This window comes from Pedobacter suwonensis (assembly GCF_044762335.1).
GTDB lineage: Bacteria > Bacteroidota > Bacteroidia > Sphingobacteriales > Sphingobacteriaceae > Pedobacter.
In genome coordinates, this window is record NZ_JBIWEB010000013.1 from 20,405 (window position 1) to 46,165 (window position 25,761).

Here is a 25,761-nt window from a genome sequence, read left to right on the forward strand (position 1 = left end):
GTAGCTGTTGGTAAAAGAATTAATTATCAATTCGACTCCTGCCGGAGTTACCATAGCGTTGATTGAAGACAAACAACTTGTTGAGCTTCACAAAGAACAAATCAATACTAATTACGCCGTAGGCGATATTTATTTAGGCCGCATTAAAAAAATTATGCCGGGCCTGAATGCTGCTTTCGTGGATGTTGGTTATGAAAAAGATGCTTTTTTGCATTACTTTGATTTGGGCCCTCAGGTGCAATCTTTAATTAAGCTAACGAAGATCAAGCGTAATGGCTCGGTTACAGGCACATTATTAGATAATTTAAAGCTGGAAGCCGATATTAATAAGGCAGGCAAAATTTCTGATGTGCTGAGTAAAAACATGCTCCTACCTGTACAAATTGCTAAAGAACCAATTTCTACAAAAGGTCCGCGTTTAAGTTCCGACATTTCGATTGCCGGCAGGTATGTGGTACTGGTGCCATTCTCCAATACCATATCCGTATCAAAAAAAATTAAAAGTAATACCGAACGTAATCGTTTAAAAAAGATTATCGAAAGTATTAAACCTCAAAATTTTGGGGTCATTATCAGGACCGTTTCTGAGGGCAGAGGGGTTGCCGAAATGCAAAAAGATCTTTTAGATTTAATTGCCAAGTGGGAAAACTTCGTTAAAAAGATGCCATCTACCGAACCTTCAAAAAGAGTTTGGGGAGAAATGGACAGATCATCAACGTTAATCCGTGATATTCTGAATCCTGATTTTACAAACGTTTATGTTAGTACTCCTGATCTGTACGATGATATCCGTTCTTATGTTCACGATATTTCTCCTGAAATGGAAAAAATCGTAAAACTTTACAAACAGAAAGAACCGATATTTGATCATTTTGGTATAGAAAAGCAGATTAAAAATGCTTTCGGAAAAACAGTAAACTTGCCGGGTGGTGCCTACCTGGTTGTTGAGCATACTGAAGCACTCCACGTAATAGACGTGAACAGTGGAAACCGTACTGCCAGTAAAGAAAATCAAGAAGAAAATGCTTTACAGGTAAATAAAGAGGCGGCTAAAGAAATTGCCCGTCAATTGCGCTTGCGCGATATGGGCGGTATTGTGGTAATCGATTTTATCGACATGCACAAACCAACAAACCGTAAAATACTATTCGACTATTTGCGTGAGCTGATGTTATTGGATAGAGCCAAACACACTATCTTGCCTCCAAGCAAATTTGGTTTGGTACAAATTACCAGACAGCGTGTTCGTCCGGAAATGAATATTGTTACGGTAGAAAAATGCCCGACCTGCGATGGGACCGGGGAAATTAAAGCGAGTATCGTTTTAATGGATGATATTGAAAACAACCTTAATTATATTTTAAGAGAACAGAATGAAAAAGGGGTAACGCTTTGTGTGCACCCTTACATTGAAGCTTATATTACAAAAGGCATTTTCAACCTTCAACGCCGCTGGTTCTTTAAATACGGCCAGTGGATTAAAGTTAAAGCGCAATCATCGTATCACTTAACTGAGTTTCACTTTATCTCTGCTAAAGACGAAGAGATCAAATTGTAACTGAAAAAATTAACTGAAAGCCTGGGTCAAATCCAGGCTTTTTTGTTTTTAACGGTAGCGATTTGTATTCCCCATTTCAAAATAACGGATGCTTTGGTTGATTGTAAATCCATCATTCATATGGTTGAGATAAATCTCGACCAGTGGTATTCAAACCTCAACGAGAAAAACTAAATTCGTAATCTAAATTTTAATCAATTGGCAAAATCAAAAACCGCATACTTCTGTCAGAGCTGTGGATACGAATCAGCAAAATGGCTAGGCAAATGTCCTTCCTGCAATCAATGGAATACCTTTGTAGAAGAAATTGTAGAAAAAAGTCCGCCATCAGTTCCAACCTGGAAAAGTGATACCGCAAGTCGCAAACTAAGCAAGCCGAGCAAAGTCAGCGAAATACAATCGTCAACGGAGCGTAGGATATTTACGGGTGATAAAGAATTGGATCGCGTATTGGGAGGTGGCGTGGTAGAAGGCTCATTGGTATTAATCGGTGGCGAACCAGGCATCGGGAAATCGACCCTGATGCTGCAACTGGCCTTAAATTTAGAAGGTAAAAAATTACTTTACATATCCGGAGAAGAAAGCGAACAGCAGATAAAAATGCGGGCAGAAAGGATTCAGAAAAGCCCATCGTCTAACTGTTACATCCTGACCGAGACATCAACGCAAAATATCTTTAAACAAATCGAAATTTTAGAACCGGAGATCCTGGTGGTCGATTCTATCCAAACACTCCATTCAGCTCATATCGATTCCACTCCCGGCAGTGTATCACAGGTGAGGGAATGTACTGCTGAGCTATTACGTTTTGCAAAAGAAACCGGTGTACCCGTTTTCCTTATTGGCCACATTACTAAAGACGGCGCCATTGCAGGACCTAAAATACTCGAACATATGGTTGATACGGTTTTGCAGTTCGAAGGCGACAGGCATCACGTTTATCGTATTCTGAGATCCATCAAAAACCGCTTTGGAGCAGCTGCAGAACTGGGGATATATGAAATGCAGGGAAGTGGATTAAGAGAAGTTTCCAATCCTTCTGAAATTTTATTATCACAGCGTGATGAAGAGCTGAGCGGAATAGCTATAGCTGCAACATTAGAAGGCGCCAGACCGATGCTGATTGAAACGCAGGCCCTGGTAAGTTCGGCAGCATATGGAACTCCACAACGTTCCGCAACAGGTTTCGACACCAAAAGAATGAATATGCTCTTAGCTGTTTTAGAAAAACGCTGTGGCTTTAGGTTAAGTACACAGGATGTTTTCTTGAATATCGCGGGCGGAATAAGAGTTGAAGATCCGGCGATAGACCTGGCGGTATTGATTGCCATCATATCATCTCAGCAGGATATTTCCGTTTCTTCAAAAATTTGTTTTGCTGCAGAAGTGGGACTATCAGGCGAAATCAGGGCCGTTAACCGTATAGAACAACGCATTGCCGAAGCAGACAAACTGGGCTTCGAAACCATTTATATCTCTAAATACAATTTGAAAGGGATTTCAATAGAAAAATATAACATGGAGATTAAGGCTGTTTCTAAAATAGAAGAGGTGTTCAGTCTGGTTTTTGGGTAAAAAATAGTATTGTGGAAATAACTCAACAACATTCCTCATATAGGAGATAATTTTCCACATTTTGTACTTATAGCAACGAATAATAGATACAAATCCAAAAATATAACTACCTGAATATAATATCGTTATAGTAAATAATCACGAAAACTAAAGTTTTGGTTGTTAGTTTGCCTTAAAAAATAATACAAGTAAATCATAGCGTTTGATTTACATAATATTAGGGATGATTTTCCCCGCTAACGGATGTTAGCGGGGTGTTTTTGTTTTCAATATTTAGAAAAAATTTAGATAACTTTGACTAGGCTATAACCAAATCAATTACAAAACCATGAAAAAAATTATCCTAAGCTTAAGTTTTTGCTTATTTACAGTATTGACATTTGCTCAAACAGCATATAACGGTCAAAAATTTGGAGAAGAAGTTAAACCAGGGAACGTAAAACCGGCCGCCAAGATGGAAGCAGCAATGGGCGACGAAAAAACGGTTGATATGAAAATCGAAGGCAAAGTGGTAGATGTATGTAAGAAAAAGGGCTGCTGGATCACATTGGAAATGCCTAATGGCGATCCTATGCGGGTAACTTTTAAAGATTACGCTTTCTTTATGCCAATGGACATCGTAGGCAAAAAAGTAGTTTTAGATGGCCTGGCGAAGAAACAGACTATCTCAGTAGAAACCTTGCGCCATTATGCGGAAGATGCTAAAAAATCTCCTGAAGAAGTAGCAAAAATTACTGATCCTAAAAAAGAACTGGCTTTTGAAGCTAAAGGGGTAGTGATTTTAGATAAATAAGAACATCCTTTTATATCTGTTCGTCACCTTGAACCGAGCTTTACCGAGCTCACCGAAGTATTTCATTTCAGGATATTTATAGCATAAAGATGCTGACCACGTAGTAGCGACAAGATAATTGAAATACTATCTATACTTATAAAATAAATTCAGCATGACGATAATAGAAAACAAGAAACCCCGATGCAGATGCTGCATCGGGGTTTTATCTTTAATGGGATTTCGGCTTACAAAACCCAGTTCCAGCCAAACTCATCAGGCGCTAAACCATAACGAATATCATTTAGTTTTTTAGCAATGCCATTTGAAATATGTCTAGTAGCAGGATCAGTTAATTTATAAATCTGTCCATTATAGCCCATTTCGCCCACGTGTGTTACGGTAGCCGCAGTTCCGGCAGCAAATGCTTCAGTTAAGCTTCCGTTTTCTATTCCTTCAATCACTTCCTTAACAGAAACCCTACGTTCTTCAACCTCTACTCCGGCCTCTTTAGCCAGCTTAATAATTGTATCACGCGTTACACCATCTAAAACGGTACTGCGTACTGATGGCGTAACCAATTTACCATTAATTACAAAAAGCAAATTGGCGGTTCCAGCTTCTTCAATAAACTCATGCGTTACCGAATCTGTCCAGATCAATTGATCGTAACCTTCTTTTTTAGCTTGCTCAAAAGGATATAATGAACGGGCATAATTTCCGGCTGTTTTGGCAAAGCCAACACCACCTTCGTCTGCGCGTGTAAATTCAGTTTCAACTTTAACTTTTAATGCATTGCTATAATATGGACCTGTTGGTGTGGTTAACAGAACGAATTTATAGGTATCTGAAGCCTTAACACCCAGATAAGGATCCATGGCGAACATTACCGGACGGATATATAAAGCGTAATCTTCCTGATTTGGCACCCACTTTTCATCAACATTGATCAACGCAGCCAAACCCTGCATAAAAATTTCTTCAGGAACAGCCGGCATCGACATTCTTGCTGCTGATTTGTTAAAGCGTTCGAAATTTTTATCGGCACGAAACACACTGATTTTCCCGTCTGGTTGACGATAAGCCTTTAATCCTTCAAAAATTGCTTGCCCATAATGAAGGGCAGAAATTGCAGGGCTCATCGGGATGGGGCCATAAGGAAGAATTTGCAAGTTCTTCCATTCGCCATCTTCGTAATCGGCAGTAAACATGTGATCGGTAAAAACCTTACCGAAAGGTAATTGTGAAAAATCAGTAACCGTTAATCTTGTTTGATCTGTTTTGGTGATTTTTATATCTAATGTCTCGGTCATATTATTGAATTTTGAATGAGTGATTTTTGAATGGGTTGAATGAGTGTATCTTGCAATTCATCATTCTATCATTCTCTAATTCAATCATTAATTATTTGCGCAAATTAAGAAAAAACAGCCTTTTTTAATAGCTTTTTGCAATATTAATCTTTGTTTTTGAGTGTTTTAAGTACACTAAGTACCCAACTTTTACCCCACTCTTCCGTTTGCTCATCACTCCATAAAAACGGATAAAAGATTCGCTTCTGAAAACGCGGCGGTAGATACTTTTGCCAGTTGGTTCCACCAGTTGCCGCAATATCAACCGGGTCTTTCTCCAAATAACGTACAGCCGATTTATAATGTGACAGAGGCCATTCTACATTAACATACAGGTCGAGTTTACGCAATTCATCAGCAAGTGCAGAAACATCCGCTCCATTAGCCTGCAATTTGTGGTATAGCGCTGAGAAATTAGTTGAAGTGCGGTTTTTGGCCAATTGCAAAAACTGAACCGCGTACTTATCGATAAATTGCTTTAAAGTTAAGGTCTGTTTACCTGACGCCAGTTCCGTTGCACCGAATTTCCAATAAATATTTTCAAACTGTTCTTCTATTGTTGCAGTGCTTAGTTCTTCACGTTTGGATTTATCTACGAGTCGGATAAAATCCGTAGCGCAGATTTCGATCATCCGGTACTGGCCAGATTGGAATCCACTTGCTGGTAATAATGACATCCGGAATTTCAAAAACTGTTCTTTTTCCATACCGTCAACCATCACCTCAAATGAACTGGTTAAGGCATTAAAATAAGCATTGATCCGTTTTACGCGCGCCGTAAAAAATTCGACGGTTAAATTCTCATGTTCCGCAATCTGCCGGCACTCGTGCAGGGCAAGTTTAAAATAGAGTTCGGTAATCTGGTGGTACATGATGAAAATCTCTTCATCAGGAATTGGTGTTTTGGGGTTCTGCAGGCTTAGCAGCGTATCTAAGTGGATGTAATCCCAATAGGTCAGGAAATCAGCATATAGAAGTCCATCAAGATACGATGCCATATCCTGACCCATTGCCGTGTATTTTTCCTGTAGGCGGTGTAGTTTGTCTTTTATTTCGGGTGTAAAATCCATGGTTTAAAGTTAGTTGCACAAAGGTGATAAAGATTTTGCAACAAATAACTAAATTTTATACATTTGAAACATGGCGATGGGGTACCGCCAAAACCGCCCAAACAGGCTGATGACTCCTACGATTTTAGATAAAATTGAATACAAATGCCTGTTAAAAAACTAACAGAAGGATTTCTTCTGTCTACCAAAAACTTTATTAAACTCGACTTCGGATTACTCTTAACGAGTACCGTAAAATGGCTGTTCATCTCTTCCATACTGGGTGTAGTTATCGGCTCTGCCTCTGCCCTGTTTTTAGAAACATTGAACTGGGCAACCAATTACCGTGAACAAAACCTGTGGATGATTGCCCTTTTACCCGTCGCTGGTTTAGTTATTGGCCTTTCGTACCATTACTGGGGCGCAAAGGTTGTTAAAGGAAACAATCTTTTGATTGAGGAGTTACAATCACCAAAAAATATAATTCCGCTGATTATGGCGCCGCTTATTTTTGCAGGTACGATTATCACCCATTTATTTGGCGGATCAGCTGGCAGAGAGGGTACAGCTGTACAAATTGGCGGAGCCTTTGCAGACCAGTTTACGAAACTGTTTAAGCTTAAAGCAAGAGACCGCAAAGTGATTCTCATCTGTGGTATCAGTGCTGGTTTTGCCTCTGTTTTTGGAACTCCGCTGGCAGGTGCAGTATTCGGATTAGAGGTTTTTGTAATTGGAAGCTTAAGTTACAGCTCAATCCTTCCTTCATTTGTCACGGCAATTATTGCTGATTATGCCTGTAAAGCCTGGGGTGTTGGGCATACCCATTACTCCATAGCTGCTGTACCCGAAATAGATTCGATAAACCTATTGTTATCTTTAGGTGCAGGGATATTATTTGGCCTTGCAGCAAGAACTTTCTCTACCTTAAACCATGGGCTATCTCGTCTTTTCGCTAAAATTAACTATCCGCCCTTACGGCCTTTTATCGGGGGCATCATTTTGATTGGAATTGTATACCTCATTGGGAATACACGATATATTGGTTTGGGCATTCCGGTTATTTCAGAATCCTTTATAAAGCAAGAAGCCTATTACACCTTTGCAATCAAGTTATTTTTAACTGCATTTACATTAAGTGCAGGGTTTAAGGGCGGCGAGGTTACGCCACTGTTCTTTATAGGCGCCACACTGGGTAGCTTTTTAAGTTTTTTTATCCCCTTACCGATTAGCCTGCTGGCAGGTATGGGTTTCGTGGCTGTTTTTGCGGGGGCAGCGAACACACCTTTGTCCTGTATTTTTATGGGAATAGAATTATTTGGTGCGTCATCGGGAAATTATATTGCCCTGGCCTGCATTACGGCTTACCTATTTTCTGGCCATACCGGTATTTATAAATCGCAGACAATCGGAGCGCCAAAGCATTTGTTGTTGAAAAGGCATCAGTTTTTGAGGTAGCAGAGAGCGTGGAGCGTAGGGCGCCATATCCTGTAATTGTGAACGCGGTGAAGAACGCGGATGCTCTGCGAAGCAAATCTTACTCACAAGATACTGACCGAGGAAACATTTCAATGTAAACAGAAGAAAGTTAAAAATTCTTCGTTGCTCAGAATGACAGAATGCTATAAAATCTATATTGACTAAGAGCGGTAAAACAAAGATATCTTTAAGCATAGTGCCTGCTTCACCGGACGATCGTGTTAGTGGCTGCTTTACACTTCACAGCCTTTAGCATATTGAAAATAAAAAAAAATCGTCCTCTAGACTGAAGCTCCTCGAAACAGAGAGATCCGTCAAGCAGATTTCCAGAATTCGTTGCACTACGCTCGAAATGACGATTTTTAGGTATTCCATCATCCCTTTTACATCTAATACAGCACCCTAAATTTTATCGTTTGTTCAATCTTTTTAAGCGATTTAAACAATTGCTTGTCGTATTCTGTATTAATATCTGTAATGGCATATCCGATTTCAGGATTAGTCATTAAAAACTGGCTCACAATATTAATATCGTGTTTGGCAAAAACGGTATTGATTTTGGCCATGATGCCCGGAACGTTTTTGTGGATATGAATTAAACGGTGCGATTTATCGATTTTCGGCAATTGCAGATTTGGAAAATTAGCACTTAAATAGGTTGCACCTGTGTTCATAAAATCGGCCACTCTTTTCGGGATAAAACTAATGTTACGAGGGTTGTTTTTTGGATCGTCAAAAACCACAATACCTTGTTTGGTACACAAACCTAAATCTAATTTGTTTTTTGCGCTTCCCAGATATCCGATAGTTTTTAGCTTAGCGGCGTTTTTTATTTGCTCTTTGCTGATTTTTTCACCATCTGCCAAAACGATAATTCCAACGTCTTTTACATATTTATCTTCAAATGAAGCTTTGTGCCTGATGGATAGACCATCATTTTTTAGAATGGAAATTGTTAAGGGGTCAACCTCACCAATCACCAGGCATAGGATTCTATTTTTAGGATAGGAAATTGCACGCGGCAGATCATTTACGTAAAGAAACTCGTCGAAACTTGGTGTAACATGGTCTGCTTTGGAAACAATACTTTCACGGGCAATATTTTCTGTAAAGGCAAAAAACTTATTAATGATCCCGCTTTCGCGTAACTGGAAATCAGAATAACCATCACCTATACCAAATAACTCGCCTTCCAGCTTCAAATGCTGAAGCAATTTTACTTTGCCACCTTCTTCGCTCAAAGGATTGGCATGATCGTAATCTATAATTTTGCCATCACCCGTGGTTACAAAAGTATTGGCATAAATATTTTCCTTTTTAATATGGTACTGGCTAACCACCGGGGTAATAAATTCCTTAAAACCTCCGGAAACAATCAAAACGTCATCTGCATGCTTTTTAAAAAATTCGGCATTACGTGAAAAAGATGTAGATACTTTCTTTTTTAAATGTTTAATGAGCTGCTTTAAATGATCTTCATTCGCTTCGAGCAGCTTAACACGTTGTGCTAAACTTTCGGAGAAGGAAAGTTTTCCTTCCATGGCAAAATTGGTATAATCTTCAATCTTTTGAAAAATCGCTTCTTTATCTGGGTGGTTCTTTAGCGAAATCCGGGCAAGTTCATCAAGGGCTTCTACCTGCGTAAAGGTACTATCAAAATCGATGATGTAATAAGCTTTTTGTTTGGGCATTATCTTAAATGTTGGGTAATTTCTTTTATACTTTCGGCAACTGGCTTAAAACTAATGCCTGTTACCGTCTTTACTTTATCATTATTATAATAACTTAGGGTTAAACTGCTTTTGGCAGCATCCTTAGTGATTGACGGCTGTTTACCAGTAAATATAGATATCAATTTTAGTGCCCTCCAGGCTATTCCAAGCATCCATGGTTTTGCTTCCTTTGATGGTGCTTTAACACCGAAGCCTTTAGCAATATCACCAAACAATTCTTTATAATGGTAGTCATCTGCAGAAATAATATATCGTTCTCCTGATACTTCGGCATCCATTAACATTATCATTGCTTTGGCCACATCTTCAACATCTACAAAACCCGAAGCTCCGTTGGTATAAAACGGAAAACCATCCTTTACCAATTTAAAAATTGCGCCACTTCCTTCGAATCCGGCATTTTTACCAATAATTACAGAGGGGTTAACAATAACAGCATCCACCCCTTCATTAATTCCCCGCCAAACCTCCATTTCTCCTTCGTATTTGGACAAACCGTAAGCATGCGCTTTTGCATCATACTCCCAAAAATCTGTTTCGGTAATTTTATGACCCTTTTTTGCATTGCCCAGTGCGGCAACCGAACTGACATGCAATAGCCTGCAATTATTTTCGGCGCAAAGGTTAACCATGTTCGATGTACCTTTAATATTTACATGAAAAAGCTGTTTTTTATCTTTAGGGTTAAAGGATACGAATGCAGCGCAATGATAAACTTTGGTAACACCTGTAAAAGCGTCCTCTAAAGTAGCAGGATCATTAATATCGGCTTCAAACCATTCAATTAAACGAATGTTTTCAAGCAATGCGGGTATTTTAGATTGTTCTCGTTTGAGCGCCCGAACAGATAAACCACCGTTGGTTAACTGCTTAATCAATTCAGATCCTAAAAATCCAGTTCCTCCGGTTACCAGTATCATTTTATTTTTTTCGGGCTATATGTGAAAATACGCATTCAAAAATAGATATTTGAGCCGAGAGTTTTAAATATATGTCATTAACGGATTTCTTTTCACCCATCAACCCCGAAAGTTTTACGCCCAAACAAGGTTTTTTTACAAGTCAGTTAGGTTTAAAAGCGCAGATCTATACCGAATCTTTTCCGGATTTTGAGGAACAGACCTACGACCTGGCCATTTTTGGGGTACTTGATGGAAGAGGCGCCATTAATAATGAAGGCTGTGCCCTGGCTCCCGACTATTTCAGAGAGAAATTTTACAGATTGAATGAAGGTGCTTTTAAAAGCCGGATTGTTGATTTAGGTAACATTAAACATGGTGCAACCATTGCTGATACCTATATCGCCATCAAAATGGCGGTATCTGAGTTGATTAAAAAAGACATTATTCCAATTATTATTGGCGGCGGACAAGACTTAACCTATGGCCAATACCTGGGTTATGAAGACTTGGAGCAAAAAGTTGATCTGGTGATTATTGATAACCAATTCGATATTGGCGATGATGACCATGAGGGAATTGCCACCCGATCGGATTGTTACCTGAATAAAATTTTCTTACATCAACCCAATTACCTGTTCAATTTCAGCAATTTGGGTTATCAAACTTATTTTGTGAATCAGGAAAGTTTGAGCGTAATGGACAAGTTGTATTTTGACGTACACCGGTTAGGTGAATTTGCTCAGGATATTACGCTAACTGAGCCTATCATCCGCAATGCCAACATGATTAGTTTTGATATCAGTGCTATCCGCTCAGCTGATGCTGCAGCAAATGCCAATACCACTCCAAATGGTTTTGACGGTGAAGAGGCCTGTCGGATTGCCCGATACGCCGGTATGAACGATAAATTAACGTCAATAGGATTTTATGAGTTTAACCCAGCTTACGACAATAACGGACAAACAGCCTTCTTACTTGCCCAAATGGTATGGTATTTTGTGGATGGATATTACGCACGTAAAAAGGATTTCCCGCTCACACCGAAATCGCAGTACATCATCTATAGAACCAGTTTAAAAGACGGTTCGGGAGAAATGACTTTTGTAAAAAGTAAAAAATCAGACCGTTGGTGGATGCAGGTTCCTTATCCGTCGGGCCAATCCAAAAACGAGCGTTACCATTTGGTACCCTGCAGATATGATGATTACCAGATTGCGGTTAATGGCGAGATGCCCGATTTGTGGTGGAGGACCTATCAAAAGCTGAATTAGAAGTTGTGTAATTTCAAAGTTGGAACTGTGTAATTTCAAAGTAGAAGCTGTGTAATTTCAAAGTGGAAGTCGTATACCCTTATCTTTTTTAGTACTTTTGACTAAAACAAGCAACTATGCAACAGTTAGTTAAAAGGCATATAAGTAAACATTAGAACATCAAATAAATTTCCTATTATCGCCATTACTGGCCCAAGGCAATCGGGAAAAACTACATTGCTAAAGAATTTATTTAGTAATTACAGATATGAAATAGATCTACTTCAACCAACAGGGGGGGGCTTTAGTGTTTTACTCCTGATCTTTTTAAAAATCTGAATAAGTTTGAAGTTACGGCAAGTTCTCAAAAAGTGGAAAAAACGTTAATTTACGGAGGATCGGAAAACCAAAAACGCAGCCAGTGTAAAGTATTAAGTTGCCAATAGATAAAGTAGACGTTTAAGCCATTACAAACAGTATACCATAATTTTACACAGCTATTTACGTTTTAGCGATACAGATTTCTATATTTGAATAGGAATAAACCAACTTCATGAAAAAAATATTATTATCAGCAATGGCTTTATTGCCATTTGCAGCAATGGCGCAGAAGCCATTTACGGTTAATGGCGACATAAAAGGCCTAAAAACCGGAGATAAGATTTACCTTATCTATCAAACAGATGGTAAAAACATTACCGACTCGGCAATTGTAACAAACGGTGCTTTTACTTTTAAAGGAACGCTGGCGAGCCCAACCGGGGGAAGTCTTTTCTTAAACAAAAACCCTTATGTAAACCGCCCGGCACAGGGTGAGAAAATAGATGCCTTATCACTTTATGTGGAGCCTGGAAATATAAAACTGGCTGCGGCAGATTCTTTAAAGAAAGCAACAATTACGGGTTCTCCTGTTAATGATGATGCGAAAAAGTTAAGAACATTAACTAAACCTGTAGCAGACAAACTTGCGGCAATTAATGCTGAATATGCTGGTTATACACCAGAGCAAAAACAAGACAAAGCAGTAATGGAAGCTTTAAGTGCACGTTATGAAAAAGAAGCTGCAGCGATGCCTCCATTACTATTACAGTTTGCCAATAGCAATCCTAAATCATTTGTAAGCCTTAATTCAATAAACCAGCTGGCTTCAGATCCTGACCAGGCAGCCGCAGCGCAGAAAGCTTTTGAAGCACTGTCACCTGAGCTTAAGGCGACTTACACAGGTAAAAAAATTGCGCAGATATTTGAAGCAGGAAGAAAGACTGCTGTAGGTGCAATGGCGATGGATTTTACACAGGCTGATACTGCTGGGAAACCAGTTAAATTATCTGATTTTAAAGGTAAATATGTTTTGGTTGATTTTTGGGCATCATGGTGTGGCCCATGCCGTCAGGAAAACCCAAATGTGGTAGCCGCCTACAACAAATTTAAAGATAAGGGTTTTACGGTATTGGGTGTTTCGTTGGATGGAGGAAATACTAAAACAACTAAAGCAGCATGGCAAAAAGCCATTGACGCCGACAAGTTAACCTGGACACATGTATCTGATTTGAACGGCTGGAATAACGAAGTGGCTCAAATGTATGGCATCCAATCAATCCCGGCCAATTTCTTAATTGATCCAACAGGTAAAATTATTGCAAAAGGCTTAAGAGAACAGGCTTTACAAGATAAACTTCAGGAATTATTAGGAAGTAAATCGAAATAAGAAATATGCCTTAAATGAGAAAGTCCCAACTAAAAATTGGGACTTTCTTTATTTTATTGGAAAAAACTGAACTCAACTTATTCATATTTTTTTCCAACTCATCTTCTATTAAATCAAATCGAACCCGATATCTTCCCTGAAATATTTCCCATCGAAATAAATCCGGCCAGCATCAGCAGTTGCCGATTGTAAAGCAGTAAACAAATCTTTTTGTAAGCTGGTAATGGCAATTACCCTGCCTCCATTTGTTTTCACTACATCATTTTCTAACAAGGTACCGGCATGGAATGCATTGGAATGGCGGAGATTTTCGATTCCGGTAATGGCTTTACCTTTCAGGTAATCGCCTGGATAGCCACCTGCAACAATCATTACAGTAGCAGCTGTTTGTTCTGAAATAACCAGATTAACCTCGTTTAATTGTTTGTTAGCGGTAGCTAAAAACAGTTCTACCAAATCATTTTCAATTCTAGGAATGACGCTCTCTGTTTCAGGATCGCCCATCCGTGCGTTATACTCAATTACAAATGGCTCTTCCCCTACTTTAATCAGTCCGAAAAAGATAAAACCTGTATAATCTATACTATCTTTCTTTAAACCTTCAACCGTTGGTTTAATGATACGTTCTTCTACTTTGGTCAAAAATTCTGGTGTGGCAAACGGAACCGGAGAAACGGAACCCATACCGCCCGTATTTAAGCCAGTATCGCCCTGACCAATTCTTTTATAATCTTTAGCAGAAGGCAGTGTAATGTAGTTTTCACCATCAGTTAAAATAAACACTGAAAGTTCTATTCCGCTTAAAAATTCTTCGATAACAACTGTTGCGCCGGCTGCACCAAATTTACCGCCAAGCATCAGTTTTAATTCTTCCTGAGCTTCGATAGTCTCGGTGCAAATCAATACTCCTTTACCAGCTGCCAAACCATCTGCTTTTAAAACAACTGGCAAAGCATGGTTTTGCAGGTAAGCCAATCCATCTTCCAAAGTTTCGGGCGTGAAAGATTTTGAAGCCGCGGTAGGAATACCATGACGCTCCATAAATTGTTTAGAGAAATCTTTACTCCCTTCTAAAATGGCTCCTTCTTTTTTAGGTCCTATAACGGGAATTTGGGCAATGGCTTGATCAGCGAGGAAAAAATCATGAATACCATTTACCAAAGGTTCTTCAGGGCCCACAACAACGAGTCCGATGTTTTCGGTAAGCACTACTTTTTTTATGGCATCAAAATCGTTTACACTGATGTTGATGTTCGTACCATAAGCCCCTGTACCACCGTTACCTGGGGCAATAATTAGTTTATCGCAGTGCGAAGACTGGCTTAATTTCCAAGCGAATGCGCTTTCTCTGCCGCCTGAACCTAAAAGTAAGATATTCATACCGGCAAAGATAAATAAAAATGTAAGATGGAAAAGGTAAGATGGATGATGTACTGAGCAGTCGCTCTATTCCAGGCCTACATTATACATCTAACATTATCCATTTCATATCTTATCTTACTTCGCGTTTCTTGTCATTTGCTCCAGCATCTCCCACATTTCATTCGGGATTGCTTCTAAACCATTCATCTGGCCTGCACCCTGCAACCACTCACCACCATCAATGGTAATCACTTCACCATTAATATAGCCAGAAAAATCGCTTACCAGAAATGCGGCCAGGTTGGCCAGTTCCTGATGATCACCTACTCTTTTTAGGGGAACCCGGTTTTTAAAATCGAATTTTTTGGCCAAATCGCCTGGTAACAAACGCTCCCATGCACCTTTAGTGGGAAATGGACCAGGCGCAATGGCATTGGTTCGAATTCCATATTTACCCCATTCCACAGCTAAAGATCTCGTTAATGCTAACACCCCACCTTTTGCACAAGCTGATGGGACAACATAAGCTGAACCTGTAAAAGCATAGGTGGTGATTATATTTAAAACTGTTGCTGGCTGCTTTTCCTTAATCCAATGTTTACCAAAGGTAAGTGTACAATTAACCGTTCCTTTTAAAACGATATCGATAATGGACGAAAAGGCATTGGCTGATAACCGTTCTGTGGGTGAGATAAAATTACCTGCGGCATTGTTCAATAATATATCAACAGTGCCAAAGCGCTCCAAGGTTTTTGCCAGTACGTTTTCTACCTGTTCAATTTCCCGCACATCGCAAGCTACCGCCAAAACTTTGCCACCGGTTTTTTCTTCCATTTCATCGGCAGTTTTTTGTAATACATCCTGCTTACGGCTGGTAATAACCAGATTAGCCCCTAATTTCAAAAAATAAACACCCATCGCTTTCCCAAGTCCAGTTCCGCCACCTGTAATCACGATAGTTTTTCCTTTTAAAGCATCTTCTCTGAGCATTGGTGAATTATAATTGAACATCATTAATTTGGTTAATTGGTTAACTGTTTAAATCGGTTAATTGCCGGAAGGATTATTTTGTTGAAACCAGTAACTGTATACAGCAGGTCGCCAACTGGAAACTCCCACCCGTAAATTGAAAACTATTTCCTTTGCAAGTTAGCTAAAATGGTTTTTAAAATATGGCGCGTTGCAGGCGACCACCATTGTGCCAGCACTTTTTCTAAAGTGGCCGATTGGTCGGCAGATACCGCAGCAATCAGTTCTTCACGGATATTTACTTTACTTTGCGACCAGGTATTGCTTTCAAGCTCCATGTATTTTTTAATCTTACGTTCGGCTGCTGTTAATAAACTCTCGTTTTTCACCAATTCATCTACCAGGCCAACTTTTAAGGCTTCTTCCGGATTATACAACTTACCAGAAAGTAAACTGCGGGTGGCTTCGGCTTTACCGATCCAAAAAGCATATAACTGGAAAATACTATTAGGTACGATGATACCTACCGGCACTTCATTTAAGCCAATAATGTATTGCCCTTCTGCCATTACCCGGTAATCGCATGCCAATGCCATTACGCAACCGCCGGCCGGACTATGTCCGCTAATGGCAGCAACCATTGGTTTTTTAAATGAGACCATATTTGCCGTAAAATCCAAAAACAACTGCCAGAAAGATTTAGCCTCTTCTTCGTTATAGTGATAAAGTTCTACCAGATCCAATCCGGCAGAAAAAAAAGGTGCCGTACCGGTTAATATTACCCCGCCAACATTATCATCAGCTGAAATATTTTTAAGCATATCATTTAACTCAGTAATCAACTCCCGGTTTAAGGCATTTGATTTCCCTCTATCTAATGTGATGGTTGCCAGGCGATCTTTAACACTTACTTTTATTGTATTCATATTTAAATAGTATCAAGATTTAAGAATCCAGTATCAAGACAAATATCTCGGCATAAACTATGCATGCATACTAATTCAAATTTATCTATTTTTCTCTATTTAACATCATAAGTATAAACTTTTCTGGCCAAATGCCCCGCCGCATCTATTCCTTCTATTAATACGCGATAGGTTCCAGGCTCATCCGCATTATAAAAATCAAATTGTGCTTTTCCATCTTTATCTGTAACAACCTGTGGGTTCCAATAAATAGTTGTTCTTAAATCGGGCTTGTTTTCAGGGCTTGCAGTATCGTATTTTGGCGAGTAAAATTCTCTTGAAACCGTAAATCCCTTAGGATTAAGCGTTAGAATGCCTGGTGCATATTTATTTACACTTCTGCCTCCGTCACCACGTTTAGTGGTGATAATAATTAAACCTCCTCCCCCTCGTGAACCGTAGATAGCCGTATTGCCAATACTTTTCAGCAACTCGATAGATTCTACGTCCATAGGCACAACATTATCCAGGAAATCGGCCTCCATTTGCATTCCATCAACAATAATTCCCATAGGCGTATCCTGACTACGCATCAGGTATGGCACATTCCCTTTAAATATTACCCCTGGCAAACGTCCCTGCAAACATTGGGATAAGGTAACACATGTAGACAACTGGTCGGCCGTCATGATAAAATCTGCTCTGCCGGCTCCATTGAGGTTGGATGAATTTTTAGCCGGATTTTTCTTTTCTGTAATGGTTACCTCCTCAAGTTTAATGGTCCGCTCCAGCAGGCCCAAACGGGTCATCTCATTAAAATAGTTATCACTTTCTTTAATATACTTCATTAAAGTATTGTTTACGTTGATGTCGACATCTGCGCCATTTTTATTCTTCGTCACAATCTGCCCGGGAACAATATCAAGATTAATGTCTACAAATTTCCGTTCTGTTTTCGTTCTGGCCTGCACCACAAACTTTGTACTATCGCCAAAACTTAAATTGTCAAAAACAAATTTTCCTTCGGCATTGGTTACCGTGTCCAAAATGTACATCGTTCCTTTTGTGGCCATGAGCATTACCTTACCACCAGGCACAGGCTTATTGCCTTTCGTCACCGTTCCACTGATGGTGATAGACTGTTCAGGCTTATAGGTAATATTCGGACCAACATTATTGATGATATTTTTCCAAAGAAACCTTCTCCAGCCCTGCGTAAGCATTAGGTTATCGAGTTCTTTTTGTGTTTGAAGATCATCTTTTAAGAAATAATGGTTGGGCTGCTCTACATATCCTGTCAAATCAGAGGTCAGTAACAATGACGCAAGAATATTTGATTCGTTGTTTTCATCTGGTGCAACCTTTGTGGCATTGGTAACGGCTACCGAAAAGCTGCCTAACACAGGCTTATGATCATTATCTGCATTGAAAGTAAAAGCTGCTTTTCCTCTTTTTGAGCTTGATACACCGGATGAATTAAGCGATACATCTATTAACTCCGACTTGTTATTGATAAATACCAAACGTTCTGCTAAAGGCTGATTGCTGCCTGAAAACAAAGTAAACTGAACAATTCCTGTTGGCAGATTCTTTTTTGGGATACTCGCCATCAGAACTTGTTTATCCATTTTGGCTTTGGAGCCATAACATACATTTCCGCCTTGCTGGGCAACAACTTTTAATTCAGTCCCATTAGTAAGATCGGCACTAGCCATAATCTTAACCACTACTTTACCCGTATCTAAAGCATTTACCGAAAGTGCATAACCGCTCTTAACCGCTACCGGAAGTTTGATTATTTTCTCTGAACCGTCTTTAAACTTAACTTTTGCAGAATATGATCTGCCTGGCTGACTATTGAACACGAAATTTCCCATACCCAGGAAATCGGTAGAAAAAGTGGTCACTTCATTTCCCGTTTCATCTATAATACTACCTTGAGCATCCTCACCACGGCCATTGGAGCCAATCGCTTTGATGGCTACCTTTTGCGGCAACTCTTCAACAAGCGTACCTCCTTCGGGCATAAACTGTACATCTACATCGTTAGAGGTTGAAGTAATCGGGATAGATTTAATTACTTTTTGTTTATTATCGAGCGTTATGGTCGCGATAATTTTTCCTGATTTATTTTGAAAAGGCTGGTTATTGGTGAAATTAATTACAGCATCCCCCGTTAAATTGGTTTTAACTTTACCTTTGCTAACTGAGCGGTAATCTAACTGCACATCATAACTTACTTCGTTCTGGCTATAAGCAATACCATTTTTATCTTCAAAATGAATGGTTGCGGTAACCTTATCTGCGTTGTTCTCTTTCGTAAAATTGTAAGCTGTTTTTGTAAAAACTTTGTTAGCCCAGCTATTTCCAATCTTAATGGTCTTATCATAAAAGAATTCGGTGCCAAAATTTCGCATGTAGTTAGTGTAGGCCCTGATTCTGTAATTCCCTTCAGCAAGTGAATCTGTTAACTTAAAATCGCCCCATGTGATACCACCCATGATCGGTAATTTAACCTGTTTTTTTAACGAATCTTTTTCATTAATCAGCTCTACATACAGGATTTTGCTGATGTCAGAAGGAGTCGAAGTTTTGGTATTGACCACATAAGCCTTAAACCAGATATCATCTCCAATGGCATAATAGGGCTTATCTAAATGAAGATGGACTTTTTCCTGAGGATATTTAGAAGTGTAATCATCCAGTTTCTTTAAAAGCTGACTAAACGGATCATCATCCATTTTAAATGCGCCAAAAACGATAAGCAGAGATAGAAAACTAATGGCGAGAGTAATTTTGAGTTTCATGTGGTTAGGGTACAATTAAATACGTGTCAAGGTACAAAACCTAAGGCATACTTTTATGAAGTAAGCATGAAATTTAGTTTTACTTCTAATTTTTTAGTTGATTGCTTTATTTATCAAATAGCAGGATTACCAGACATATCATATCGGTTGGTTCTCACAGCGTAAAACAGGATTAGGAAATGAACATTCAGTGATCTTTGGCGGCAGGTAATCCAGCACATTTTAAGTCCTCGGGCTCCTACAAATGAAATATAGCCCCGGTTGCAGCGGTACCCTACAGCAACGAGGCACGAGGCAGCGAAGCGGAAAACGGGAGGAAACTCAGTGTTTTGTACTAAACCTACGCTCCAAAAAATGCTGCATTTTTTTATTAGGAAACGAGCGGTTCCTGATTCCCAGGAGACGCTAGTCCCGCTTCGCTTATATCCTCGCTGCGCTCCGGGCTATTCCGCTCAATAGGGTTTAGGAACAAAGGTTTGTGCAACTGGCAACCCTCAAAATGAAATACGGGTGTAGCCAAATAGACCCGGTTGCAGCGGTACCCTGCGGCAACGAGGCACGAGGCAGCGAAGCGTATAAGCGGAAAACGGGAAGAAATTTGTGTTTTGTACAAGCTCTGCGCTCCCTTTAATAGAAATGTTATTTTTAGGAAATGAACATGCAGTGTTGCATGGCAGCTTCAATCCCGCTTAAGACCACTCGTTTAAAGTCTGCTTTTTGCATTAAAGTTTTCCGCTTTTACATTAAGTATTTTATTCGAATATAGTTTAGAATTTATTCTTCCACATCATGCTTTCTACCGGCCTGGTGGTTTTATTATTATATTTCGCGTTACCCTTTGAGTTGTACATGGTTTCAATATTACCTTCAACAACAAAATAAATCAATTGGCCAATAGGCATCCCGGCATAAACTTTTACCGGTTGTGCTACCGATATTTCCAATGTCCAGGTATTGCAAAATCCAACATCTCCCTTCCCTGCTGTGGCATGGATATCAATACCTAATCGCCCGGTACTGCTTTTCCCTTCTAAAAAAGGTACATGCACATGCGTTTCGGTATATTCTACCGTAACACCAAGGTATAAGGTACCCGGGTAAAGAACGTAACCATCTTTAGGAATTTCGAAATGTTCGATTTCGTTATGCGCCTTCGCATCAAGCACGCGACTTTTATAGGTAGCCAGATATTTCCCTAAATGCACATCATATGAGTTGGTTCCTAAACACTCGCGTTTAAAAGGCTCAATGATGATTGTTCCCTTCTCCATTTCTTCTAATATCCTGCTATCAGATAATATCATTTTTATACGTATTTTTGGCCTAAATTATCATTTATTTAAGATAATTTTGCATGTAATCTCCAATTTAATCAATGCCAATAATTTACCACAAAAAAATTGATCAGCATTCTGTTTTAGCCATTTGGAAAATTGAGGAAACAGAAGAAGAGTTGTTGGCCGGACTGCAGCTTAAGCAGCATGAACATGATATTATTTCATCGCTAAACAGTGGCAAAAGGCTATTGCACTGGTTAAGCACGAGGTTGCTTTTGAGAACCATGTTGAATACAACAGAATATATCGACTGCCAGTTTGATGAACATGGTAAACCTTATCTGGTTAATTTTGACTACCATATTTCGTTAAGCCATTCGTATGATTATGCTGCCGTAATGATTAGCAAGGACCACCCTGTTGGTATTGATATTGAACTTATTAAACACAAAATAAAAAGCATTAAACACAAGTTTTTAAGCGATTTGGAGCTTGCCCAAAAACAGATTGGCGATAACACAGATGGCTTATATGTAGCCTGGTGTGCCAAAGAGGCTATTTATAAGTGGCATGGAAAAAAAGGACTGGAATTTAAGCAACATATCCATATTAAACCTTTTAAGCTAAAAAACGAAGGCTCATTAAATGCACTTGTAGAACTGCCTTCGGGTATGCGGGAGTTGACCATTAATTACTTTAAAACAAAAGACGGATACATGTTGGGCTATGTAGCCGGCAATTCTTAATATACATAGAGATGAATGAGATAGCAGATAAAGCAATTGCCAAGGATTTAAAACCAACCATTTTTGCAGACTGGGGCTTAACAGACTACCAGCAGGCATGGGATAAACAGGAAGATCTGCTCAATAAAACAGTGGCCATTAAAACAGAAAACCGGATAAACAACACCAATAAGCCTACGCCAAACCATCTTATATTTTGCGAGCATCCACATGTTTATACGTTAGGCAAAAGCGGGCATCCCGAAAACTTGCTATTGGATGAACAGGGATTAAAAGATAAACAAGCCACCTACTATAAAATAAACCGGGGTGGCGACATTACTTACCATGGGCCAGGGCAGATTGTAGGCTACCCGATCCTTGATCTTGATAACTTCTTTACCGATATCCATTTATATCTGCGCACCCTGGAGGAAGCCGTTATCCTTACCTTAAAAGATTATGGAATAGAAGCGGGTCGTTATCCTGGCTTTACGGGGGTCTGGTTAGATGCGGACAATGAAAAGGCACGCAAGATATGTGCTATGGGCGTGCGTTGCAGCCGCTGGGTGACCATGCATGGGTTTGCCTTTAATGTAAATGTAGATTTAGATTATTTCAAAAATATTGTCCCCTGTGGCATTGATGATAAAGCGGTAACCTCTTTGGCCAAAGAATTAGGATATCAGCTGGATATGGAAGAAGTGAAAGGCAAACTGAAAAACCATATTGCTAAATTATTTAAGATGAAGCTGGTTTAGTAGCGATAAAACCAAGTTGGAGGTTACTTCGTAAATCAAGTGATGAAGATTTTATTAAGCGCTATTTTATTTTCTTTCTTAACTTCGGGCTGTACTAAAAAAGCCCCGATGATTAACGAGCCAACAACTAATCCAGCTACAAATCCTTCAAAAGGAACAGGAAATTTTACTTATTTAGCCCTCGGTGATTCTTATACAATCGGCGAATCGGTGAAGCAAGCAGAATCATTTCCTTATCAGCTTCAGGGTTTATTACGGGCTCAAAACCTCACTGTAGCCAATCCTAAAATTATTGCGGTTACAGGCTGGACCACCAATGAGCTTCAGGCGGCCATTAAAAGCGAAAATTTAACTGGTACCTTTAGTTTTGTTACGCTTTTAATTGGTGTAAACAATCAGTACCGGGGCTACCCGTTAAATACCTATAAAAAGGAATTTTCAGAATTATTACAAACGGCAATTACTTATGCAGGGGGGAATAAATCTAGGGTTTTTGTGGTTTCCATACCCGATTGGGGTGCTACCCCTTTTGGCAAAAACTCCGGAAGAAGTACACAAACCATTGCAAGCGAAATTGATAGTTTTAACGCCGCCAATCAGGAAATAACACTTGCAGCCGGCGTGAGCTACACCAATATCACACCTGCATCCAGAAATGCATCGACTGATCCATCGCTGGTAGCAGACGATGGATTGCACCCAAGCGGTAAAATGTATGCCGAATGGGCTAGCGCTTTATTCCCCAAAGTATCTGCTGTGTTGAAATAATTCAACGCTCATTTATACTGTTTTTAAATTAAAAAATTTATTTTAGTTCGACAATTTAAATTAATCACCTATTAAAAACAGAAATCTATGAATGAGTATGAATCAAGCGGAGTAGCCGCGGGCATTGGAGGCGGTATTGCAATCTTATATCTTGCAATAATCGTAGTAATGATTGTGGGCATGTGGAAAGTGTTCGAAAAAGCGGGCAAACCAGGCTGGGCAGCTATTATCCCTATCTACAATTTAATTATTTTATTAGAAATTGTTGGCAAACCCATGATTTGGATTTTATGGTTGATCATTCCTTGCGTTAACGTTGTATTTGCCATCTGGCTTTACAACTTAGTTAGCAAAAGTTTTGGAAAATCAGAAGGTTTTACGGTTGGTATGGTTATTTTCCCCTACATTTTCTGGCCAATCTTAGGTTTTGGAGATGCTAAATACTTAGGCCCGTCAGCGGCAGAAGCACAAAATGGAGGTTTTGGAAATAATCCTTTTAACAATCCAAATAACCCTTTTAACAGCACAAACAATCCTTTCAACAAACCAACTGATCATCAAAATAACCCCAATGATACTCCACCAGTAGTATAATTTTAGGATGTTTATCATATTTATATTTTGCAGCTTAATCAACCTGGTTGATTGGCTGCAAAATCATTTAATCCCCTGTCCTTTTAAAGCTTTAACAGGAATCGATTGTCCGGGTTGTGGCTTTCAAAGATCTTTTATTGCACTGATCCAAGGCGATTTATCCAAAAGCTGGTCGCTTTATCCACCTACTATTCCTTTACTGTTTTTATTTATCTCAACTGCATTATTGTATAAATTTCAGTTTAGACAACGTTCCTTTATCTTTCAAATATTGGTTATCCTTGTCGGTAATTTTGTAATGATCTGCTATTTGCAAGAAATGTTTTTTAGCTAAACACTTATATTAGCTGTAAGGTGGTTATAATCCTTTAATACCGTTTCTAAAAACTGCAATTCGTTCATTCCTGCCGGAATGTTTACCAAAATATGGGCTTTGGTTTTTGCCGCCATGGCATAAATTAAATCGGCATTCCCTGTTTGATAATAGCTGGTTAATACTTCATGAACAAGCTCTATATCCCGATCATTTAAATGCAGTACTTCTTTAAAATGCGGTTCATATTCTTCAGGCAGACTAAAGCTGAATGCTACATTGGTCAATTCGGTGCGTGGTTTGGTTTTAATTAATGTGGTTTTAGCCAGTAAATCTCCCAATCGCTGGTGATTTTTAGTTACTGCTACCGATACCAGCGCAACGACACCCCAGCCAAAAGGAAAGCCAAAATCAATCATCCGGAATAACCACCTAAAAATATACTGCCCCAAGGTTGGCTGTGTACCGTCTATGCTGATCACCTTGATCTTTAGCGCTTTTTTTCCAAAAGTTTGTCCATCCATGGTGATTTCGCAAACCAGATCGTAAAAAACAAAAATGGCCAGGAAAATAAAAAAGATAATTATTGCAGCAATTCCAGACATCGCCATCTGGGCAGCGCCCATAACTACCAGGGTAATTACAGCAAGAATTGCAAATCCGGCCAAGTCTATACACCTTGCAGCTATACGTTCTCCAAGGCCGGCAATCTCGTAATCAATATCAACATTCTGAGCCGTGCTAATTCTGATGGTATCCATATTCAAACATAATTTTTTTTAAGATAATAGCTGCAGGGAAATCTTTATTTTTTGAAACTAAAGATTTATTATATTTTCAATAGCGCTGGTTTAGCTATGTATATTTATTTGCTGGGTAAAACATATGGAAATAAATCGGGTTTTATTTCCATAAAAATTTAGCTATTTTAACCCAAGATTTGGTAACGCCTTTAAATGAGAGAAGCATTATTTGTTAAACAAAATTCGAAGAAGTGGCAGCATTACGATTCGTTGCAACAGGCAAGTCCTGATGAAGTGGCCAATCAGTTTATCGAGATTACCAATGATCTGGCTTACTCAAAAACGTTTTATCCAAATTCGAAAACTACGGCCTACCTCAATGGCCTGGCTTCGAAATTACACCAATCTGTTTATAAAAATAAAAAAGAAAAATCGAACCGCTTTATCCATTTCTGGAAAACCGAACTTCCCTTAATATTCTTCGAACATCGAAAACAGGTACTTTATGCCCTGGTATTTTTCTTGGTTTCCTGCGCCATTGGCGCCTTATCGGCTAAATACGACGATACTTTTGTTCGTTTGATTATGGGCGATGCCTATGTAAATATGACGAACGAGAATATTGCAAAAGGTGATCCTTTTGGCGTGTATAAGCAGAGTAATGAATTCATGATGTTTATGCAAATTGGGTTTAACAATATTTTTGTTGCACTATACACTTTTGTTTTGGGTATCATATTTTCTTTCGGATCTGTTGTTTCCCTATTCAGAAATGGTATCATGCTCGGCTCGTTCCAATATTTCTTTTTTAGCAAAGGCCTGGGCTTTCAATCAGTTCTGGTGATCTGGATTCATGGGACATTGGAAATTTCGGCTATTGTTTTGGCAGGTGCAGCAGGTTTAGTTTTAGGCAACAGTCTTTTGTTCCCAAAAACCTATACCCGAATGGCTTCTGTATTAAAAGGTGCAAAAGATGGGTTAAAAATCGTAATAGGCCTGATTCCCGTTTTTTTCGTGGCTGCGTTTTTTGAAAGCTTCGTTACCCGACATACCGGGATGCCTTTATGGTTAAGTGTACTGATTTTACTGTCTTCTGCAGCTTTTATTATCTGGTATATATTTATTTACCCCATTAAAATCCATCATAATAAGCAATATTAAT

The 25,761-nt window shown here is 39.1% G+C and carries 23 protein-coding genes and 1 riboswitch; of the genes, 13 read left to right on the plus strand and 10 right to left on the minus strand.

The window, feature by feature from the left end:
* Positions 1 to 7 precede the first annotated feature (7 nt).
* The 3 genes from ACIQXP_RS18120 (at position 8) to ACIQXP_RS18130 (ending at position 3,926) form a co-directional block, all read left to right on the plus strand.
* The gene (locus ACIQXP_RS18120) at positions 8 to 1,558 is read left to right on the plus strand and encodes an Rne/Rng family ribonuclease (protein ID WP_134204339.1); all 1,551 of its coding nucleotides are present in this window, start codon (positions 8 to 10) and stop codon (positions 1,556 to 1,558) included.
* A gap of 198 nt (positions 1,559 to 1,756) precedes the next feature.
* A complete protein-coding gene (gene radA / locus ACIQXP_RS18125) occupies positions 1,757 to 3,133 on the plus strand; it encodes a DNA repair protein RadA (RefSeq protein ID WP_387506547.1) in 1,377 nt (458 codons plus the stop codon).
* A gap of 328 nt (positions 3,134 to 3,461) precedes the next feature.
* Positions 3,462 to 3,926: a DUF4920 domain-containing protein gene (locus tag ACIQXP_RS18130; protein WP_293742736.1), complete on the plus strand. Its 465-nt coding sequence runs from the start codon at positions 3,462 to 3,464 to the stop codon at positions 3,924 to 3,926.
* 227 nt (positions 3,927 to 4,153) lie between these two features.
* On the opposite strand, the gene ACIQXP_RS18135 is transcribed toward ACIQXP_RS18130, so the two are convergent.
* Together ACIQXP_RS18135 and ACIQXP_RS18140 are read right to left on the minus strand one after the other, a co-directional pair.
* Entirely contained in the window at positions 4,154 to 5,218 is a 1,065-nt protein-coding gene (locus ACIQXP_RS18135) for a branched-chain amino acid aminotransferase (RefSeq protein WP_134204347.1), read from the minus strand.
* A 143-nt stretch (positions 5,219 to 5,361) separates the two neighbouring features.
* Positions 5,362 to 6,327: a tryptophan 2,3-dioxygenase family protein gene (locus tag ACIQXP_RS18140; RefSeq protein WP_387506550.1), complete on the minus strand. Its 966-nt coding sequence runs from the start codon at positions 6,325 to 6,327 to the stop codon at positions 5,362 to 5,364.
* Positions 6,328 to 6,390: 63 nt separating this feature from the next.
* Positions 6,391 to 6,453: riboswitch (Fluoride riboswitch) on the plus strand.
* Positions 6,454 to 6,471: 18 nt separating this feature from the next.
* On the opposite strand from ACIQXP_RS18140, the gene ACIQXP_RS18145 reads away from it, so the two are divergent.
* Positions 6,472 to 7,761, plus strand: a complete 1,290-nt coding sequence (locus ACIQXP_RS18145) for a voltage-gated chloride channel family protein (RefSeq protein WP_387506552.1) — start codon at positions 6,472 to 6,474, stop codon at positions 7,759 to 7,761.
* Between the two features lie 410 nt (positions 7,762 to 8,171).
* Here the strand turns inward: ACIQXP_RS18145 and ACIQXP_RS18150 are convergent, their stop codons facing one another.
* Positions 8,172 to 9,473, minus strand: coding sequence for an HAD-IB family phosphatase (locus ACIQXP_RS18150; RefSeq protein ID WP_293742733.1), 1,302 nt, complete (start codon positions 9,471 to 9,473; stop codon positions 8,172 to 8,174).
* Entirely contained in the window at positions 9,473 to 10,435 is a 963-nt protein-coding gene (locus tag ACIQXP_RS18155) for an SDR family NAD(P)-dependent oxidoreductase (RefSeq protein WP_293742732.1), read from the minus strand. The genes ACIQXP_RS18150 and ACIQXP_RS18155 overlap by 1 nt, the downstream gene beginning before the upstream one ends.
* Before the next feature lie 71 nt (positions 10,436 to 10,506).
* Here ACIQXP_RS18155 and ACIQXP_RS18160 point away from each other — a divergent pair, with 71 nt between their 5' ends.
* The 3 genes from ACIQXP_RS18160 to ACIQXP_RS18170 all read left to right on the plus strand — a co-directional run bounded on the left by ACIQXP_RS18160 (position 10,507) and on the right by ACIQXP_RS18170 (position 13,375).
* On the plus strand, positions 10,507 to 11,688 hold the full coding sequence (locus ACIQXP_RS18160; protein WP_293742731.1) for a formimidoylglutamase: 1,182 nt from the start codon (positions 10,507 to 10,509) through the stop codon (positions 11,686 to 11,688).
* A gap of 177 nt (positions 11,689 to 11,865) precedes the next feature.
* Positions 11,866 to 12,006 carry an AAA family ATPase gene (locus tag ACIQXP_RS18165; protein ID WP_387506706.1) on the plus strand — a complete coding sequence of 47 codons (141 nt, stop codon included), beginning with the start codon at positions 11,866 to 11,868 and terminating at the stop codon, positions 12,004 to 12,006.
* A gap of 214 nt (positions 12,007 to 12,220) precedes the next feature.
* Positions 12,221 to 13,375 (plus strand): TlpA disulfide reductase family protein, encoded by a 1,155-nt coding sequence (locus ACIQXP_RS18170; protein WP_293742730.1) that lies wholly within the window; start codon positions 12,221 to 12,223, stop codon positions 13,373 to 13,375.
* A 108-nt stretch (positions 13,376 to 13,483) separates the two neighbouring features.
* Here the strand turns inward: ACIQXP_RS18170 and purD are convergent, their stop codons facing one another.
* From purD to dcd, 5 genes are all read right to left on the minus strand, one after another.
* Positions 13,484 to 14,755 carry a phosphoribosylamine--glycine ligase gene (purD, locus tag ACIQXP_RS18175; RefSeq protein WP_293742729.1) on the minus strand — a complete coding sequence of 424 codons (1,272 nt, stop codon included), beginning with the start codon at positions 14,753 to 14,755 and terminating at the stop codon, positions 13,484 to 13,486.
* A gap of 117 nt (positions 14,756 to 14,872) precedes the next feature.
* The gene (locus tag ACIQXP_RS18180) at positions 14,873 to 15,748 is read right to left on the minus strand and encodes an SDR family oxidoreductase (RefSeq protein ID WP_293742916.1); all 876 of its coding nucleotides are present in this window, start codon (positions 15,746 to 15,748) and stop codon (positions 14,873 to 14,875) included.
* 122 nt (positions 15,749 to 15,870) lie between these two features.
* Positions 15,871 to 16,632, minus strand: a complete 762-nt coding sequence (locus ACIQXP_RS18185) for an enoyl-CoA hydratase/isomerase family protein (RefSeq protein WP_293742728.1) — start codon at positions 16,630 to 16,632, stop codon at positions 15,871 to 15,873.
* A gap of 95 nt (positions 16,633 to 16,727) precedes the next feature.
* Positions 16,728 to 19,418, minus strand: coding sequence for a carboxypeptidase-like regulatory domain-containing protein (locus tag ACIQXP_RS18190; RefSeq protein ID WP_293742727.1), 2,691 nt, complete (start codon positions 19,416 to 19,418; stop codon positions 16,728 to 16,730).
* A gap of 767 nt (positions 19,419 to 20,185) precedes the next feature.
* Positions 20,186 to 20,722 (minus strand): dCTP deaminase, encoded by a 537-nt coding sequence (gene dcd / locus ACIQXP_RS18195; protein WP_293742726.1) that lies wholly within the window; start codon positions 20,720 to 20,722, stop codon positions 20,186 to 20,188.
* A gap of 71 nt (positions 20,723 to 20,793) precedes the next feature.
* Here dcd and ACIQXP_RS18200 point away from each other — a divergent pair, with 71 nt between their 5' ends.
* The 5 genes from ACIQXP_RS18200 (at position 20,794) to ACIQXP_RS18220 (ending at position 23,877) form a co-directional block, all read left to right on the plus strand.
* Positions 20,794 to 21,441 carry a 4'-phosphopantetheinyl transferase family protein gene (locus tag ACIQXP_RS18200; RefSeq protein ID WP_293742725.1) on the plus strand — a complete coding sequence of 216 codons (648 nt, stop codon included), beginning with the start codon at positions 20,794 to 20,796 and terminating at the stop codon, positions 21,439 to 21,441.
* Between the two features lie 11 nt (positions 21,442 to 21,452).
* Positions 21,453 to 22,181 (plus strand): lipoyl(octanoyl) transferase LipB, encoded by a 729-nt coding sequence (lipB, locus tag ACIQXP_RS18205; RefSeq protein ID WP_145857736.1) that lies wholly within the window; start codon positions 21,453 to 21,455, stop codon positions 22,179 to 22,181.
* Between the two features lie 42 nt (positions 22,182 to 22,223).
* Complete coding sequence (locus ACIQXP_RS18210; protein ID WP_387506561.1) at positions 22,224 to 22,949, plus strand: SGNH/GDSL hydrolase family protein; 726 nt, start codon at positions 22,224 to 22,226, stop codon at positions 22,947 to 22,949.
* An 87-nt stretch (positions 22,950 to 23,036) separates the two neighbouring features.
* Positions 23,037 to 23,543, plus strand: a complete 507-nt coding sequence (locus ACIQXP_RS18215; protein ID WP_090983779.1) for a DUF5684 domain-containing protein — start codon at positions 23,037 to 23,039, stop codon at positions 23,541 to 23,543.
* Positions 23,544 to 23,550: 7 nt separating this feature from the next.
* Positions 23,551 to 23,877: a DUF2752 domain-containing protein gene (locus ACIQXP_RS18220; RefSeq protein ID WP_387506564.1), complete on the plus strand. Its 327-nt coding sequence runs from the start codon at positions 23,551 to 23,553 to the stop codon at positions 23,875 to 23,877.
* Here ACIQXP_RS18220 and ACIQXP_RS18225 read toward each other — a convergent pair.
* Positions 23,874 to 24,617 carry an RDD family protein gene (locus tag ACIQXP_RS18225; protein ID WP_293742720.1) on the minus strand — a complete coding sequence of 248 codons (744 nt, stop codon included), beginning with the start codon at positions 24,615 to 24,617 and terminating at the stop codon, positions 23,874 to 23,876. The genes ACIQXP_RS18220 and ACIQXP_RS18225 overlap by 4 nt on opposite strands.
* Before the next feature lie 195 nt (positions 24,618 to 24,812).
* Between ACIQXP_RS18225 and ACIQXP_RS18230 the strand changes: the two genes are divergently transcribed.
* A complete protein-coding gene (locus tag ACIQXP_RS18230; protein WP_387506566.1) occupies positions 24,813 to 25,760 on the plus strand; it encodes a stage II sporulation protein M in 948 nt (315 codons plus the stop codon).
* The last annotated feature ends 1 nt before the right edge of the window (position 25,761 follow it).

Bases quoted from the DNA above. Each gene is read 5' to 3' on its own strand.
- ACIQXP_RS18200 (WP_293742725.1), top strand. From the start codon at position 20,794: ATGCCAATAATTTACCACAAAAAAATTGATCAGCATTCTGTTTTAGCC.
- ACIQXP_RS18155 (WP_293742732.1), bottom strand. From the start codon at position 10,435: ATGATACTGGTAACCGGAGGAACTGGATTTTTAGGATCTGAATTGATT.
- ACIQXP_RS18225 (WP_293742720.1), bottom strand. From the start codon at position 24,617: ATGGATACCATCAGAATTAGCACGGCTCAGAATGTTGATATTGATTAC.
- ACIQXP_RS18210 (WP_387506561.1), top strand. From the start codon at position 22,224: ATGAAGATTTTATTAAGCGCTATTTTATTTTCTTTCTTAACTTCGGGC.
- ACIQXP_RS18180 (WP_293742916.1), bottom strand. From the start codon at position 15,748: ATGTTCAATTATAATTCACCAATGCTCAGAGAAGATGCTTTAAAAGGA.
- purD (WP_293742729.1), bottom strand. From the start codon at position 14,755: ATGAATATCTTACTTTTAGGTTCAGGCGGCAGAGAAAGCGCATTCGCT.
- ACIQXP_RS18190 (WP_293742727.1), bottom strand. From the start codon at position 19,418: ATGAAACTCAAAATTACTCTCGCCATTAGTTTTCTATCTCTGCTTATC.
- dcd (WP_293742726.1), bottom strand. From the start codon at position 20,722: ATGATATTATCTGATAGCAGGATATTAGAAGAAATGGAGAAGGGAACA.
- ACIQXP_RS18170 (WP_293742730.1), top strand. From the start codon at position 12,221: ATGAAAAAAATATTATTATCAGCAATGGCTTTATTGCCATTTGCAGCA.
- ACIQXP_RS18150 (WP_293742733.1), bottom strand. From the start codon at position 9,473: ATGCCCAAACAAAAAGCTTATTACATCATCGATTTTGATAGTACCTTT.
- ACIQXP_RS18185 (WP_293742728.1), bottom strand. From the start codon at position 16,632: ATGAATACAATAAAAGTAAGTGTTAAAGATCGCCTGGCAACCATCACA.
- ACIQXP_RS18230 (WP_387506566.1), top strand. From the start codon at position 24,813: ATGAGAGAAGCATTATTTGTTAAACAAAATTCGAAGAAGTGGCAGCAT.
- ACIQXP_RS18140 (WP_387506550.1), bottom strand. From the start codon at position 6,327: ATGGATTTTACACCCGAAATAAAAGACAAACTACACCGCCTACAGGAA.
- ACIQXP_RS18220 (WP_387506564.1), top strand. From the start codon at position 23,551: ATGTTTATCATATTTATATTTTGCAGCTTAATCAACCTGGTTGATTGG.
- ACIQXP_RS18130 (WP_293742736.1), top strand. From the start codon at position 3,462: ATGAAAAAAATTATCCTAAGCTTAAGTTTTTGCTTATTTACAGTATTG.
- ACIQXP_RS18215 (WP_090983779.1), top strand. From the start codon at position 23,037: ATGAATGAGTATGAATCAAGCGGAGTAGCCGCGGGCATTGGAGGCGGT.
- ACIQXP_RS18145 (WP_387506552.1), top strand. From the start codon at position 6,472: ATGCCTGTTAAAAAACTAACAGAAGGATTTCTTCTGTCTACCAAAAAC.
- lipB (WP_145857736.1), top strand. From the start codon at position 21,453: ATGAATGAGATAGCAGATAAAGCAATTGCCAAGGATTTAAAACCAACC.
- ACIQXP_RS18135 (WP_134204347.1), bottom strand. From the start codon at position 5,218: ATGACCGAGACATTAGATATAAAAATCACCAAAACAGATCAAACAAGA.
- ACIQXP_RS18160 (WP_293742731.1), top strand. From the start codon at position 10,507: ATGTCATTAACGGATTTCTTTTCACCCATCAACCCCGAAAGTTTTACG.